This window comes from Bradyrhizobium daqingense, from assembly GCF_021044685.1.
GTDB lineage: Bacteria > Pseudomonadota > Alphaproteobacteria > Rhizobiales > Xanthobacteraceae > Bradyrhizobium > Bradyrhizobium daqingense.
The window spans coordinates 4,505,166-4,519,819 of the sequence record NZ_CP088014.1 but is presented as its reverse complement, the minus strand read 5'-3'; the positions used below and the strand labels follow the sequence as shown (position 1 = coordinate 4,519,819).

At 64.0% G+C, this 14,654-nt stretch carries 16 protein-coding genes; 8 read left to right on the top strand and 8 right to left on the bottom strand.

Annotation, left to right across the window (positions count from 1 at the left end; genetic code table 11):
* The gene (locus LPJ38_RS21270; protein WP_145640100.1) at nucleotides 1–969 is read right to left on the bottom strand and encodes a catechol 2,3-dioxygenase; all 969 of its coding nucleotides are present in this window, start codon (nucleotides 967–969) and stop codon (nucleotides 1–3) included.
* Nucleotides 970–1,413: 444 nt separating this feature from the next.
* Between LPJ38_RS21270 and LPJ38_RS21265 the strand changes: the two genes are divergently transcribed.
* Nucleotides 1,414–3,153 carry an ATP-binding protein gene (locus tag LPJ38_RS21265; protein ID WP_167520682.1) on the top strand — a complete coding sequence of 580 codons (1,740 nt, stop codon included), beginning with the start codon at nucleotides 1,414–1,416 and terminating at the stop codon, nucleotides 3,151–3,153.
* Between the two features lie 88 nt (nucleotides 3,154–3,241).
* Here the strand turns inward: LPJ38_RS21265 and LPJ38_RS21260 are convergent, their stop codons facing one another.
* Together LPJ38_RS21260 and LPJ38_RS21255 are read right to left on the bottom strand one after the other, a co-directional pair.
* Nucleotides 3,242–3,409: a hypothetical protein gene (locus tag LPJ38_RS21260; RefSeq protein ID WP_167520681.1), complete on the bottom strand. Its 168-nt coding sequence runs from the start codon at nucleotides 3,407–3,409 to the stop codon at nucleotides 3,242–3,244.
* A gap of 176 nt (nucleotides 3,410–3,585) precedes the next feature.
* Nucleotides 3,586–3,729 (bottom strand): hypothetical protein, encoded by a 144-nt coding sequence (locus LPJ38_RS21255; RefSeq protein ID WP_167520680.1) that lies wholly within the window; start codon nucleotides 3,727–3,729, stop codon nucleotides 3,586–3,588.
* A 180-nt stretch (nucleotides 3,730–3,909) separates the two neighbouring features.
* Between LPJ38_RS21255 and LPJ38_RS21250 the strand changes: the two genes are divergently transcribed.
* Nucleotides 3,910–4,065 carry a hypothetical protein gene (locus LPJ38_RS21250; RefSeq protein WP_008552708.1) on the top strand — a complete coding sequence of 52 codons (156 nt, stop codon included), beginning with the start codon at nucleotides 3,910–3,912 and terminating at the stop codon, nucleotides 4,063–4,065.
* Between the two features lie 15 nt (nucleotides 4,066–4,080).
* Here LPJ38_RS21250 and LPJ38_RS21245 read toward each other — a convergent pair whose 3' ends face one another.
* Nucleotides 4,081–4,704 (bottom strand): ParB-like protein, encoded by a 624-nt coding sequence (locus tag LPJ38_RS21245; protein ID WP_145640094.1) that lies wholly within the window; start codon nucleotides 4,702–4,704, stop codon nucleotides 4,081–4,083.
* Between the two features lie 285 nt (nucleotides 4,705–4,989).
* Between LPJ38_RS21245 and LPJ38_RS21240 the strand changes: the two genes are divergently transcribed.
* The 6 genes from LPJ38_RS21240 to LPJ38_RS21215 all read left to right on the top strand — a co-directional run bounded on the left by LPJ38_RS21240 (nucleotide 4,990) and on the right by LPJ38_RS21215 (nucleotide 9,793).
* A complete protein-coding gene (locus LPJ38_RS21240) occupies nucleotides 4,990–5,331 on the top strand; it encodes a hypothetical protein (protein WP_145640091.1) in 342 nt (113 codons plus the stop codon).
* 222 nt (nucleotides 5,332–5,553) lie between these two features.
* Nucleotides 5,554–5,841 (top strand): acyl carrier protein, encoded by a 288-nt coding sequence (locus LPJ38_RS21235; RefSeq protein ID WP_007592476.1) that lies wholly within the window; start codon nucleotides 5,554–5,556, stop codon nucleotides 5,839–5,841.
* Between the two features lie 10 nt (nucleotides 5,842–5,851).
* Nucleotides 5,852–6,322 carry a 3-hydroxyacyl-ACP dehydratase FabZ family protein gene (locus LPJ38_RS21230; protein WP_008552714.1) on the top strand — a complete coding sequence of 157 codons (471 nt, stop codon included), beginning with the start codon at nucleotides 5,852–5,854 and terminating at the stop codon, nucleotides 6,320–6,322.
* On the top strand, nucleotides 6,319–7,527 hold the full coding sequence (locus LPJ38_RS21225; protein WP_145640089.1) for a beta-ketoacyl-ACP synthase: 1,209 nt from the start codon (nucleotides 6,319–6,321) through the stop codon (nucleotides 7,525–7,527). Before LPJ38_RS21230 ends, LPJ38_RS21225 begins: the two co-directional genes overlap by 4 nt.
* Nucleotides 7,528–7,574: 47 nt before the next feature.
* The gene (locus LPJ38_RS21220; protein ID WP_145640086.1) at nucleotides 7,575–8,852 is read left to right on the top strand and encodes a beta-ketoacyl-ACP synthase; all 1,278 of its coding nucleotides are present in this window, start codon (nucleotides 7,575–7,577) and stop codon (nucleotides 8,850–8,852) included.
* Between the two features lie 8 nt (nucleotides 8,853–8,860).
* The gene (locus tag LPJ38_RS21215) at nucleotides 8,861–9,793 is read left to right on the top strand and encodes a lipid A biosynthesis lauroyl acyltransferase (protein WP_145640082.1); all 933 of its coding nucleotides are present in this window, start codon (nucleotides 8,861–8,863) and stop codon (nucleotides 9,791–9,793) included.
* A 99-nt stretch (nucleotides 9,794–9,892) separates the two neighbouring features.
* Here LPJ38_RS21215 and LPJ38_RS21210 read toward each other — a convergent pair whose 3' ends face one another.
* The 4 genes from LPJ38_RS21210 to LPJ38_RS21195 all read right to left on the bottom strand — a co-directional run bounded on the left by LPJ38_RS21210 (nucleotide 9,893) and on the right by LPJ38_RS21195 (nucleotide 14,627).
* The gene (locus LPJ38_RS21210; protein WP_145640078.1) at nucleotides 9,893–11,020 is read right to left on the bottom strand and encodes a polyamine ABC transporter substrate-binding protein; all 1,128 of its coding nucleotides are present in this window, start codon (nucleotides 11,018–11,020) and stop codon (nucleotides 9,893–9,895) included.
* Nucleotides 11,021–11,027: 7 nt separating this feature from the next.
* Complete coding sequence (locus LPJ38_RS21205) at nucleotides 11,028–12,206, bottom strand: aminotransferase (RefSeq protein ID WP_145640076.1); 1,179 nt, start codon at nucleotides 12,204–12,206, stop codon at nucleotides 11,028–11,030.
* 8 nt (nucleotides 12,207–12,214) lie between these two features.
* On the bottom strand, nucleotides 12,215–12,541 hold the full coding sequence (locus LPJ38_RS21200; protein ID WP_145640074.1) for a rhodanese-like domain-containing protein: 327 nt from the start codon (nucleotides 12,539–12,541) through the stop codon (nucleotides 12,215–12,217).
* A gap of 157 nt (nucleotides 12,542–12,698) precedes the next feature.
* The gene (locus tag LPJ38_RS21195; RefSeq protein WP_145640072.1) at nucleotides 12,699–14,627 is read right to left on the bottom strand and encodes a potassium transporter Kup; all 1,929 of its coding nucleotides are present in this window, start codon (nucleotides 14,625–14,627) and stop codon (nucleotides 12,699–12,701) included.
* Nucleotides 14,628–14,654 lie beyond the last annotated feature (27 nt).

Below are 14,654 nucleotides of genomic sequence, written 5' to 3'. Positions count from 1 at the left end.
TCAGCCGTGCTTCTTGATCTCCACGGGCGGCGTGCCGTGGGTGTGGAATGACTCGATCGTCTTCAGCCCCCAGGCCTGGCCCTTCTTGCGCTCTTCTTCGGTCCATACAATCGGCTTCCAGTCCGGCGCCAGGATGAGGCGCGCCCCGGCATTGGCGACCTCGACGCGGTTGCCGCCGGGCTCGTAGACATAGAGGAAGAAGGTCTGCTGGATCGCGTGCTTGTGCGGACCAGTCTCGATATGCACGCCGTTCTCCAGGAAGATGTCGGCAGCGCGCAGAATCTCCTCGCGGCTGTCGAGCGCGTAAGTCACGTGATGGAAGCGGCCGGGCGTGCCGGAATGGTCGAGCGAGTAGGCGAAATCGTAACTCTTGTTCGACATCGTCAGCCACATCGCCGCTTCCCGGCCGTCGTTGAGGACGATCTGCTCGGTCAGGCGACAGCCGAGGTAATTCTCGAAGAATTCGCGGTTGGCCTTGATGTCGACGGCAAGACAATTGAGATGGTCCAGCCGGCGGACGTTGACGCCGCGCGCGGGAAAGCGCTGCGCCTGGTTCTTCAATGCGGGCTTCAGCTCAGCCGGCGCCTGATACCATTCGGTCTCGTAATAGAGTTCGACGATGTGGCCATCGGGATCGCGGCAGCGGAAGGTCGGCCCCTGTCCCATGTCGCCGTCGACCCAGCCGATGTCGAAGCCGGAGCCCTTCAACGCGGCGACCCGGCGCTCCAGCGCCTGCTGGCTGCGCGCGCGCAGCGCCATGTGCTCCATGCCCGATGTCTTCGAAGCCGTGAGCTTGAGCGAATAGCGCTCGTAGTCGTCCCAGCCGCGCAGGTAGACCGATTCGCCCTTCTGCCCGCTGACGGTCATGCCCATGACGTCGACGAAGAACTTCAGGCTCTCCTCGGGCTTGGGCGTCAGGAGCTCCATGTGGCCGAGATGCGCGAGATCGAGGATCGGTTCGGGCTGCATGGTTTCCTCCAAACTTGGCTGCCGAGCGTGGCTGCGAGCCGCGGGGCCACGCAATCGACGCGGGACTGCAACGCGTTCACGCCCGGCACGGCACCGAAGCCATCGGGCTATTTGTACTAATGTACAAATGATTAGTTCTCGTCAACAAATCAAACGCTGCCTGCGAGTGGGGGGACGGCTCCCCACCCCAGCGGTGACAGAGTTCCACGAGCGGCGGGCCTTGCTGCCCGAATGGTAAAGTCTTCCTAAATGCCTTCCGCTCTTCCGGGCTTGGAAATGCAGCTTTTCGCGCCATTCCCACCCAAAAATATGCGTGGGGAACCAGCGCTACCGGGCAATTGCCGCAGATTTAACGAAGCAGCTGCAGCTGTGGCTTAACCGTTTGTGCAGCCAGGGCCGCGCATAGTTTCGCACCAATCCTTGCTCTTCTCAGGTTCATCCATCGTGACATCCTTTGGACGCGTGATTTCTGTTCGCGGATCTCTGGCCCGGGTCGGGCTGCTGGCGGAAAGCCGGATGCCGGTTTCGGAGGTTCGGGCGACCGTCGGCCGCTTCGTCAGTATCCGCTGCGCCAGTTCGGTCATCGTCGCGATGATCACCGAGGTCTCCTGCGAAAACCTGTCGGGCAACGACAATTACATCGCGATCGCCTCGGTCGACCTGCTCGGTGAGATCCTCAACGCCGCCGACAAGGCCAAATTCCAGCGCGGCGTCACCAATTATCCGACCATCGGCGATGCCGTCGACCTGATCACGAGCCAGGAGTTGCGCACGATCTACGCGCCGACCGGCTCGGACCAGATCAATGTCGGCTTCCTGCAGCAGGACCGCTCGGTCGTCGCCTATGTCGACGTCGAGGAAATGCTGTCCAAGCACTTCGCGGTGCTGGGCTCGACCGGCGTCGGCAAATCGACCGGCGTCTCGCTGTTGCTCAACGAAATCCTGAAGGCACGGCCGAACCTGCGCATCTTCCTGCTCGACGTGCACAACGAATATGGCCGCTGCTTCGGCGACCGCGCGCTGGTGCTCAATCCGCGGAACCTGAAGCTGCCGTTCTGGCTGTTCAATTTCGAGGAAATCGTCGACGTGCTGTTCGGCGGCCGCGCCGGCGTGCCTGAAGAGCTCGACATCCTCGCCGAGGTGATCCCGCTCGCCAAGGGCGTCTATACCCAATACCAGAACGCCGACCGCATCGGTCTCAAGCGTATCGATCCCAAGCAGATCGGCTACACCGTCGACACGCCGGTGCCCTATCGCCTGGTCGACCTCTTGTCGCTGATCGACGAGCGCATGGGCAAATTGGAAAACCGCTCCTCGCGCATCATCTATCACAAGCTGATCTCTCGCATCGAGGCCGTGCGTAACGACCCGCGCTACACCTTCATGTTCGACAACGCCAATGTCGGCGGCGACACCATGGCCGAGGTCATCAGCCATCTGTTCCGCCTGCCGGCCAACGGCAAGCCGATGACGGTGATGCAGCTCGCCGGCTTCCCGGCGGAAGTGATCGATTCCGTCGTCTCGGTGCTCTGCCGCATGGCTTTCGATTTCGGCCTGTGGAGCGACGGCGTCTCGCCGCTGCTGTTCGTCTGCGAGGAAGCGCACCGTTACGCCTCCGCCGATCGCAACGTCGGATTCGGGCCGACCCGCAAGGCTGTGTCGCGCATCGCCAAGGAAGGCCGCAAATACGGCGTCTATCTCGGCCTGATCACGCAGCGGCCCGCAGAGCTCGACGCCACCATCATCTCCCAGTGCAACACGCTGTTCACGATGCGCCTTGCCAACGACCGCGACCAGGCGCTGCTGCGTGCCGCCGTGTCGGACGCCGCCGCGAACCTGCTCTCCTTCGTGCCTTCGCTAGGCACCCGCGAGGTGCTGGCGTTCGGCGAAGGCGTCGCGCTGCCGACGCGCCTGCGCTTCAAGGAAGTGCCGCCGCATCAATTGCCGCGCGGCGAGGCCACCATCTCGAGCGTGCCGTCCGTCACCTCCGGCCACGACATGCATTTCGTCAGCGCCGTGCTGGAGCGCTGGCGGGGTGCCACCTCGCAGCGCGACGTGCCGAACGATCCGGTGTTCTCGACGCCGCCCGCCAAGACGCTTTCCAACGTCGAGGCCCCGATGCTGCAGCCGTCGATGGGCCTCGATCCCGATCGCTTCTCGCTGCTGAAGAAGCCGTTGCGGTAAGCCGCTCGCATGTCCCGGACGGGATCCACGCCAAGATCGCCACGTCTGAGAATCTAGCGCTCAGCGCGGCTCACGCTCTTCATGCCGCTCACGTCTTGCGCCGCAGGCTCCAGAGGCTGCCGGCGAGCAGGACGGCGGTCACGAGCAGGATGGCGACGAAGGTCTGGATGATGGTGAAGTTCAGCGCATCCCGCGCGACGAACAACGCCGTGATGGCGCCGGCAATAACGAACAGAATGCGTAGGATCAGGCTCATCGTCGCGTCTCCGGCTCAGCATGACCGGAGCCCGCTTGCCCCAGCTTGGCCGCAATGCGCTTTTCGCCCCTCATGCATCGCGACCGTAGCCGTCCTGGGCGGCAGGGATTTGCGACACATCAAGAGTCCGCCCGCCAATCCGACGCGGAATTGAGACCAAGCCGTCGGATGCAGCTCTAGCGCTTGCTCATCAACGCGAGCGCCGGCGCAAAGCGCTCGGAGAACGTCAGTGTCTTGGCGTGGTGAACCGCCGCGAACGATGCCGAAATCCCTGCTGAAGCGACCGCGAGCAAGGCAATGGCGAAAACCAGACGGCGCATGTTGGCCTCCTGTGTGAGCTCGACTACCGCATAGACATGTGCCGGCTCTGTTTCAGGACGGTTTCATCGCCACGGAAAGTGATTTCGCTCAAGCGCCTGTGATGGGATCGGGCTTATCAAAGCCGGGGCTGTAACCAACTAACAAGTATCGCCGTTGTGGAGTGATCAAGGACTACGCAAATGAACGTCGTGATCCGAAAGCTCAATGGTCTATGGCACCTCATCGTCGGATCGTGTCAGATCCGAACGCCGTTCCTGGAAACCCAGGACCGCGCCCTGGTCGTGAATTATGCCCGGCGCGTCTATCCCGGCGCCAAGATCTTCCAGCGCGACTGATGCGAGCGTCCGCGCTCAATCGTCCTCAGCCGGTCCGCACCAGCCCGGCAGATAGATGGCATCCTGGCTTTTGGCCGAAGCCATGGCCTTCTCCACGGCCTCGCCGAAATCGGCATTGATCAGCTTGCGCGAGAGCTTTCGGCGCAGATAGTCGGCCCACAGGAATTCCGAGAACGGCGTCGTATCCTTGGCGAATCCGCCGATGCGGCGGAGCTCGCCCGCAAGACTGCGGAAGGGGTCGTCCTTGAGGTCGGCGACCGATTTCGGCAGGTCGCGGAACGGCCGCCTGTCGCCTTTGGCATCGTAAGGGTAGACCCAGCGCTTGTTGTCCATGACGCCCCAGAAGGCCTCGCGCTCGACCATTCGGAGGTCCCCGATCACGGTCACCAGCACCTCCTTGACGCCCTCGTCGTGCAGCGCGCGGCCGAGATGGTGGTGGTCGATAACGTAATAGCGTTCGTCCGGGCCGTAGACGACGGGGATCATGTGCTTGCCGAGCAGGTCGGCCTGCTTCTTTCTGTCGTGCTGGCGCCAGCGCTTGCGCTTCTCCTTGACCTCGCGCATGCCGACCGTCATCTGCGTCGGCCGAAGCGACAGGATCGGGACCGGATGCACTCTCGGCTCGCGTGGATTGGTCATGGTCGGAAAGGTCCCTTACATCGTTGCAATCGGCGGATCGGGTTCCCTGAACTATGCCATGGGCTCTTGGGCAGTAAAACGTGTTGGGTTGTTCGCGGAAATCACAAGCCGCGGCGCAACCCATGCGCTTTCCCGACAGCGTCGCAGCCGGCTCCGCGGGCATTGAACAAGCGCCATGCAAAATAGTGCGATCAGATAATACACGTCCGCGTTGAGAAGATTTTCTGCAACGGGTTCGTCACGTGTGCTATCTAAAAATCGCTGCTTCGGAGTGATCCCCGCCCCATGAAAACCCAGCGGCCCATAAGCTCTGATGACGAGCACCGGGTGCTCCAGTTCAGGCCGCGCACCTCGCCTTCTCCCACCGTTCGCCGGGGTGGTGGCAGCGTGCAGCCACTGCGCGCGGCGCCCGAGCCGCTCGACCTGTCCCGCTACGAGCAGCCTCGCAGTGAACCGAACGAATATCGCCATCGCATGCTCGCCAACATCGCGGCGCTCGCCTTCACCATCGCCCTGACCGCGATCGGGATCTGGCTCGCGGTGAGCATCGCCGAGTTGCGCCGGACCCAGGATTGCGTGCTGATGGGCCGCCGAGACTGCCTCAAGATCACGACACCGCACATCTAGGTCAGGCTCGCCGCCCGTCCCTCGGCGGGAGGAGCCACGGCAGGCATCCCCAGCCCTGTCCCCCCGCTTGCCCGGCTCCATTGAACTCAGGGCGGCGCTCCGATATACGGGCTTTCGACCCGGCCAGAGGGGGGTTAGAGGGCGTCATCAGGGCGCGATGCCCACCCACCCGCGCCACTCTGGAAATCTGACAAATATCCGCAATATATCAAGGGCTTAGTGATGTCTTCCACATTCGATCAGGTCGCCACGATCATCGCTGAAACCTGCGACATCCCGCGCGACACGATCACGCCGGATAGCCATGCCATCGACGATCTCGGCATCGACAGCCTCGATTTCCTCGATATCGCCTTCGCGATCGACAAGCAGTTCGGCATCAAGCTGCCGCTGGAGAAGTGGACCCAGGAGGTCAACGACGGCAAGGCCACCACCGAGCAGTACTTCGTATTGAAGAACCTGTGCGCGCGCATCGACGAGCTCGTCGCGGCCAAGGGCGCGAGCGCCTAAGCGCGCAGCCATGCAACTCGAATACTTCCACATGATCGATCGGATCGTCGACCTCAACGTCGACGAGAAGACGATTGTCGTCGAGGCCCAGGTTCCGAACGCAAGCACCATCTTCGAGGGACACTTCCCGGGTTATCCCTTGATGCCCGGCGTGCTCCTGATCGAATCGATGGCGCAGGCTTCGGGTTGGCTGCAGCTCGGAATGCTGAAGTTCGAGCGCATGCCGATCCTCGCCGCCGTGAAGGAGGCCAAGGTCCGCGGCTCGGTTTTCCCCGGTGACGTCATGAGCATCGAGGCGATCCTGTCTCATCAGGGTTCGGGTTATGCAGTGACCGAAGCCAAGATCCGGGTCGGCGGCAAGCTGCGTGCGAATTCGACCCTCACCTTCACGCAGATCCCGTTCCCCAATGCGGATATGCGCGGACACATGGACGCGATCGCCAAACGCGTCGGCTTTCCGCAACAGGCCGTATCGCCATGACTGACACTCCCGTTACGACGTCCGGCCAGACGGAAGTCTGGATCACCGGCATTGGCCTCGCCACCTCGCTCGGCGAGGGGCTGGACGCCAACTGGGCCGCGCTCCAGGAAAAGCGCATCAATGTCGACGAGAAGGGCTTTGCGCCCTACGTCGTGCATCCCTTGATGCCGGTGTCTTTCGACAGCCAGATTCCCAAGAAGGGCGATCAGCGCCAGATGGAAGCCTGGCAGCGCATCGGCACCTACGCCGCCGGCCTGGCGCTCGATTCGGCCGGGATCAAGGGCAACAAGGACATCCTGTCGAAGATCGACATGGTGATCGCCGCAGGCGGCGGCGAGCGCGATCTCAACGTCGACACCGGCGTGCTCACGGCCGAGGCCAAGGGCGCGAACGCGCCCGGCTTCCTCAACGAGCGGCTGATGAGTGACCTCAGGCCGACGCTGTTCCTGGCCCAGCTCTCCAACCTGCTCGCCGGCAACATCGCCATCGTCCACGGACTCGGCGGCACCTCGCGCACCTTCATGGGCGAAGAGGTGGCCGGCGCCGACGCCGCCCGCATCGCGCTTGCGCGCATCGCCTCGGGCGAGAGCGACATCGCGCTGGTTGGCGGCTCGCACAATGGCGAGCGCAAGGACCTGCTGGTGCTGTACGAATTCGGCGACTTCAATCTGAAGGACAAGTTCGCACCGGTATGGGGGCGCAAGGACCATCCCGGCTTCGCGCTCGGCTCGGCCGGCGCGTTCCTGGTGCTGGAATCGCGGGCGCATGCGGAAGCACGCGGCGCAAAGCCGTTTGCGAAGCTGTCGAGCGTCGTTGCAGATCTGGCGCGCCGAAAGCAGACTGGCGAGATGACCGCGACGCTGGAAAAGCTTTGGGCCAAGCTGCCGAAGCGCGACGGCAAGGGCGCCATCATCACGGGCGCGACCGGCGCGGAGCCGGCGACGAGCGAAGAGCGCAGCTTCCTGAAGAACCATGCGGAGCTCCCGGTACGCTCGACCGGCACGATGTTCGGCCACACCATGGAGACGCAGTTCCCGCTCGGCATCGCGCTCGCCGCGCTGGCGATCTCGCGCGGCGCGCTGTTCCCGCCGAATGATTCCACGGGCACCGAGATTGAAATGCAGGGCGCGCCCACCCAGATTGTGGTGGTGGGGGCCGGACACTGGCGCGGCGAAGGCATGGCGCTGGTCGAGGCGGTGAGCTGAAGCGTGGCGCGCTTTGGCCAATGCTTAAGCTCTATCGGGGGATCGACATGACTGCACCACGCGACAAACTCGGGCGTCCCGTCGTCGTCGTCACCGGCATGGGCATCATGACCTCGCTCGGCGCCGGCAAGGCCGACAATTGGGCCAGGCTCGTCGCCGGCGAATCCGGCATCCGCACCATCACGCGCTTTCCCGTCGACGGGCTGAAGACCACGATGGCCGGCACGGTCGATTTCGTCAGCGTCGATCCGTTCTCCTCCACTGCCCTTTCCGAGCGGATGGCCGAGATCGTGACGGAGGAAGCGCTCGCGCAGGCCGGCATCGGCGCCAAGGCCGATTTCCCCGGTCCCCTCTTCCTCGCGGTCGCGCCGGTCGAGGTCGAATGGCCGCAGCGCCGCGAGCTCGGCCGCGCCGTCGGTGCGCTCGACTTCAACTATGACGATTTGCTGCGCATCTCCGGCGGCGGCAAGTACAGCGCCTATCATCACCGCTTCATGTTCGGCTCGGTCGCCGCGCACCTCGCCGAGACTTTCGGCACCAAGGGCTCGCCGATCTCGCTGTCGACGGCGTGCGCGTCCGGAGCCACGTCGATCCAGCTCGGCGTCGAGGCGATCCGCCGCGGCGAGACCGATGCCGCGTTGTGCGTCGCGACCGACGGCACTGTGAATCCCGAAGCGCTGGTGCGCTTCTCGCTGCTTTCGGCGCTGTCGACCCAGAACGATCCGCCGCAGGCGGCCTCCCGCCCCTTCTCGAAGAATCGCGACGGCTTCGTCATGGCGGAAGGCGCCGGCGCACTGGTGCTGGAAAGCTATGAGGCCGCCACCGCGCGCGGCGCAAAGATTCTTGGCGTGATCGCCGGCTGCGGCGAGCTCACCGATTCCTTCCATCGCACCCGCTCGTCTCCCGATGGGAAACCGATCATCGGCTGCATGAACAAGACACTGGCCGATGCCGGCATGACGCCGGACCAGATCGACCACATCAACGCGCACGGCACCGCGACGCCCGAAAACGACAAGATGGAGTTCAACACGACCTCGGCCGTGTTCGGCGAGCTCGCGCAGAAGATTCCGGTCACCTCGAACAAGTCCATGGTCGGCCACACCATCTCCGCCGCCGGCGCCGTCGAGGCGATCTTCTCGCTGCTCACGCTTGAGTATCAGCGCATCCCGCCGACGATCAACTACGAGACGCCGGATCCCACGATCCTGTTCGACGTCGTCGGCAACAAGGCGCGGGATGCCCGCGTCACCGCGGTGATGTCGAACTCGTTCGGCTTCGGCGGCCAGAACGCCTCGCTGATCCTGACCCGCGAACCGGCCTGACCGGACACATGTCGCTGCTTCCTGCGAGGATGAAGGCCCGCGCGCGGGAGGCGGCAAAATCGATGGGCGGCAGCCTGATCGGCGCCGCCACCGTCGGCATGCTGCGCACCACGCGCTATTTCGATCCGGTCAAGACATCGGACTTTTTCGCGCGGGCGGTAAAGCTGATCGGACCGCGCCTGCGCGAGCACCGCATCGGCCGCGCCAATCTCACCGCCGCCTTTCCGGAGAAGTCGCCGGACGAGATCGAACGCATCCTGATGGGCGTCTGGGACAATCTCGGCCGCGTCGGCGCCGAGTTCGCCCATATCGATCACGTCTGGAACTACGATCGCGATCACCCGGAGAAAAGCCGGATCGAATTGTCCGAACGCAGCATCGAGCTGTTCGATCAGATCCGCGACGACGGCAAGCCGGCGCTGATCTTCGCCGCGCATCTCGCCAACTGGGAGCTGCCGGCTCTCGCTGCCGTCGCGCATGAGCTGGATACCGCGATCCTGTATCGCCGGCCGAACATCGCCTCCGCCGACCGCATCATCCAGGAAATGCGCCAGGTCAACATGGGCACATTGATCCCGGCGGGCCGCGACGCGCCGCTGCGGCTCGCGCAGGCGCTCAAGGACGGCAAGCACGTCGCCATGCTGATCGACCAGTACCTGACCGCGGGCGTCGAGGTCAGCTTCTTCGGCCGCAAGACCCGCGCGAATCCGATGCTGGCGCGGCTCTTGCGCCAGGTCGAATGTCCGATCCACGGCGTCCGCATCATCCGCCTGCCCGGCGGCCGCTTCCGCGGCGAGCTGACCGAAGAGATCAAGCCGGTGCGCGACGCCGACGGCAAGATCGACATCCAGGGCACGACGCAGGCGATCACCAGCGTGGTGGAGAGTTGGGTGCGCGAGCATCCCGAGCAGTGGCTGTGGCTGCACAGAAGGTGGCGGTAGTTGCACCGTCATTGCGAGGAGCAAAGCGACGAAGCAATCCAGAATGCCTCGGAAAGATTCTGGATTGCTCGCTTAGCTCGCAATGACGCGAATGTGCCTCTACCTCCCCGTCTTCACCTTGGTCCAGAGCCGATTGATGATCCGCTGGGTCGCCGGCTCGCGCGCCGTGATGACGAACAGTTTTGAAAGCGTCGCCTCGTCCGGATAGATGTTCTTGTCGTTCAGGATCCTCGGATCGACCAGCTTCTGGGCGGCGAGGTTGCCGCTCGCGTAGGACAGGAAGTCCGAATTCTTGGCGGCGACGTCCGGGCGATAGAGATAGTTGATCAGTTCGTAGGCTTCTCTGACGTTCTTGGCATCGGCGGGGATCGCGAGATTGTCGAAGAACATCTGCGCGCCCTCCTTCGGGATTGCGTAGCCGATCTCGACGCCACTTTTTGCCTCGGCGGCGCGGGCGCGGGCCTGCATGATGTCGCCGGACCAGCCGACTACGAAGCAGATCTCGCCGGTCGCGAGCGCGCTCAGATATTCTGACGAGTGGAACTTGCGCACGGAAGGCCGGACTTTCGCCACGGCGTCAGCGGCCTTCTCCAGGTCCGCCTGCTTGGTCGAGTTCGGATCGAGCCCGAGATAGTTCAGCGCCGCCGGAAAGATATCATCGGCGGAATCGAGCATGTGCACGCCGCAATCTCTAAATTTTGCGAGGTTCTCCGGCTTGAAGACGATGTCCCAGCTGTCGATCTTGGCGTCGGGTCCAAGGATCTGCTTCACCTTGGCGACGTTGTAGCCGATGCCGGTCGTGCCCCACATGTAGTTGGCGGCATAGTCGTTGCCGGGATCGTAGGTCGCGAGGTGCTTCGTCACCATCGGCCAGGCGTTGGCGAGATTCGGCAGCTTCGTCTTGTCGAGCTTCTGGAAGATGTTGGCCTTGATCTGACGCTGGAGGAAGTACGCCGTGGGCACCACGACGTCGTAGCCGGACCTGCCGGCCATCAGGCGCGTCTCCAGCGTCTCGTTGGCATCGAAGGTGTCGTAGACGACCTTGATGCCGGTCTCCTTGGTGAAGGCCTCGAGGACCTCAGGCGCCACGTAGTTGGACCAGTTGTAGAAGTTGACGACCCGCTCCTGGGCACCGGCGGGTGGCGAAAGCAATGTCAGCGCTGCAGCGATCGCAAAACCAAGGCAAAGCCAGGAAAAGCAACGCCTCAATCGGCCGACATTCGTCATCTCAAATCTACCTCTTGCGCCCACGCACCGCGTCCGACAGCCGCTCGAGTGCGGTGTCGAGAGTCTCGTCCTTCTTGGCAAAGCAGAAACGCACCACCGAGGTGACGGGGTCCTGCTCGTAGAAGGCCGAGACCGGGATCGCCGCGACCTTGTACTCCTTCACGATCCGCCAGCAGAACTCGGTGTCGCTCTCGTTCAGCCCGAGCGGCGACAGGTCGACGGTGAGGAAGTAGGTGCCCTGCGACTTCAGGACGGGGAAGCCGAGGCTTTCTAGGCCCTTGGTGAGGCGGTCCCTGCTCCGCGTCAGGTCCTTGCGCATCGACAGGAAATAGTCGTCAGACTTGCCGAGGCCGTAGGCGACGGCGGCCTGGAGGTTCGGCGCCGTGGTGAAGGTCAGGAACTGGTGCACCTTGGCGGCGACGCGCAGAAGAGGCGGCGCGGCGCAGACGAAGCCGATCTTCCAGCCCGTCAGCGAGAAAATCTTGCCGGCCGAGCCGACCTTGATGGTGCGCTCGCGCATGCCGGGGATGGTGATCAGCGGGATGTGCTCGTGCTCGTCGAAGGTGACGTGCTCCCAGACCTCGTCGCAGATCGCGATGACGTCGAACTCCTGGCAGTAGCGCGCGAGCAGTTCGAGGTCCTCGCGCGGATAGACCACCGCGGAGGGATTCAGAGGATTGTTGAAGAGCACCGCCTTCGTCTTTGAATTGAAGACGCTTTTCAGCATGTCCTCATTCAGCCGCCAGTGCGGCGGCTCAAGCCGGACGAGGCGTGGAATGCCGCCGGCCTGGCGGATGATCGGGAGATAGGAATCATAGACCGGCTGGAAACAGACGACCTCGTCACCCGGTTGCACGACCGCGAGGATCGCCGAGGTCAGGGCCTCGGTGCCGCCGGAGGTCACCATCACCTCGCTCATGGGATCGAGCTTGAGACCGTGCCAATGGCCGTAATGGGTCGCGATGGCCTGGCGCAGCTCCGGCAGGCCCATCATGGATGGGTATTGGTTGTAGCCGTTCAGCGAGGCCTCGGCCGCGGCGCGGCGAATGTCCTCGGGGCCGGGATCGTCGGGGAAGCCTTGACCGAGATTGATGGCGGCATTGTCGCGCGCGGCCTGCGACATCGCCTCGAAGATGGTGACGGGAAGGTCGGCGAAGACCTTGTTCAGGGACGAGCTTTTGGACATCGGGCCGATCAGCCACCGACCTTGCTCGGAAGGCCCGCCGCCTTCCAGCCCAGCATGCCGCCGGCCAGATGCTTGTCGTAAGGCAGGCCGGCCGCCTGCGCCGCCAGCGAGGCCGTCACCGAGCGCTTGCCCGAGCGGCAGGCGAACACGACCTGCTTTCCGCCGGGATCTGGAATCGCCTTGGGATCGAAGGTCGAGAGCGGTACCACGACGCCGTAGGGATAGGCCTCGGCCTCGACCTCATTCGGCTCGCGGACGTCGACCAAGAGATAGCGGCCTTCGGCGACCCCCTTGGAGACCTCGTCCGCGGTCAGATCCTGTACCTGGTTTGCCACTTCATCCTCCACGTCGCGTCTGTGGGCCCGGGCGATCCCGGCCGGCGCGCAACCTCGCCTCTCGGGACGCGAAAATCAAGCGCTACAAAGGCTTGAGCCGCACGGCGCAAGCTAAAGCTAAATCGCAGCGACTTGAAGCACGCTTTGAATCCCGGCCCTAGATCGTCACCTGCGTTCCGACCTCAACCACACGGCCGGAGGGGATCTGGAAATAGTCGGTGGCGTCGTTGGCCGATCGGCTCAGCGAGATGAAGAGCCGGTCCTGCCAGCGCGGCATGCCCGAATGCACCGCGGGCTTCAGCGCCCGCCGCGACAGGAAGAACGAGGTCGACATGATGTCGAACTGCCAACCGAGCTTGCGCGCGATCGCCAGCGCCTTCGGCACATTGGGCGATTCCATGAAGCCGAACTTCAGCGTGACCTTGGAAAAGGTCGGCGAGATTTGCTCCAGCCTGACCCGCTCGGCCGGATCGATCCGCGGGGTCTGCGCCGTCTCGATGGTGAGAATGACGTTCTTCTCGTGCAGAACCTTGTAGTGTTTCAGACTATGCATCAGCGCGGTCGGCGCACTGAGCGGGTCCGAGGTCAGGAACACGGCGGTGCCGGGCACGCGCTGGGGCGGCCGCTTCTCCAGCATGGCCACGAGGTCGGCGAGTGGGAACTCGAGCTTGCGCGACTTCTCGAACAGCAGCCGGCTGCCGCGCCGCCACGTGTACATCAGGATGATCATGAGCGCGCCGAGCGCCAGCGGCACCCAGCCGCCCTCGAACACCTTGAGCAGGTTGGCGGCAAGGAAGGTCATGTCGAGGAACAGGAACGGCGCAATCAGCGCGCCGGCGGCGAGCGGCGACCACCGCCACACTTTCCAGACCACCACGAAGCCCATCAGCGCGGTCACTACCATGGTGCCGGTGACCGAGATGCCATAGGCGGACGCCAGCGCGCTGGAGGAACGGAACAGCAGCACCAGCAGCACCACGGCGAGCAGCAAAAGCTGGTTGATGCGCGGGATGAAGATCTGGCCGGAATGGGCTTCGGAGGTATGACGAATTTCGAAGCGCGGCAGCAGCCCGAGCTGAATAGCCTGACGCGTCAGCGAATAGGCGCCGGTGATCACCGCCTGGCTCGCGATGACGGTCGCCATGGTGGCGAGCACAACCATGCAGCCACGGAAGAAACCCTGCGGGAAGAGCTGGAAGAATGGGCTCACGATCGCCCCGGGATCGCCGAGCACGAGCGCCCCCTGCCCCAGATAGTTCAGCGCCAGCGATGGCAGCACGATGAACAACCAGGCGGTCTGGATCGGCCGCTTGCCGAAATGGCCAAGGTCGGCATAGAGCGCTTCGGCGCCAGTGACCGCCAGGAACACCGCACCCAGCGTCACGAAGCCGATGATGCCGTGGGAGAGCATGAAGGACACCGCGTGGAGCGGGTTCAGCGCGAGCAGCACCTGCGGCTGCTCGATGATCGGGTGGATCGCGGCGGCCGCGAGCACCGCGAACCAGACGCACATGATCGGGCCGAAGAAGGCGGCAACGCGGGCGGTACCGCGGGATTGCACCGCGAACAGCGCGACCAGGATCACCACGGTCAGCGGAACGATATAAGGTTCGAACCGCAGCGTGACGTCCTTCATGCCTTCGATCGCCGACAGCACCGAGAGCGCCGGCGTGATCACGGCATCGCCATAGAAGAGCGCACCGGAGATGATTCCGAGCAGGACGACGGTGGCACCGCCGGTGCCGACAGCGCGCTGGGCCAAGGCCATCAGCGCGAGCGTGCCGCCCTCGCCGTTGTTGTCGGCGCGGAGCAGGATGACAACATATTTCAGCGTCACCACGACGATGAGGGCCCACAGGATCAGGGAGACGACGCCGAGAACGGCTGCCGGCGTGGGCGCGCCTTCGGCGCCCGAGGCCGCCAGCACCGCTTCGCGGAAGGCGTAGAGCGGGCTGGTGCCGATATCGCCATAGACGACCCCGATGCTGCCAAGCGTCAGCGCGCCGAAACCGGCGGTGGTGTGGGCCTCGCCATGCCCGTTGGCCGCCGCCGTTTCCGGGGCGGAAATCACTGCGTCGCTAGTCATGGGAAAGCCCGATGGCCTCTAAAATGC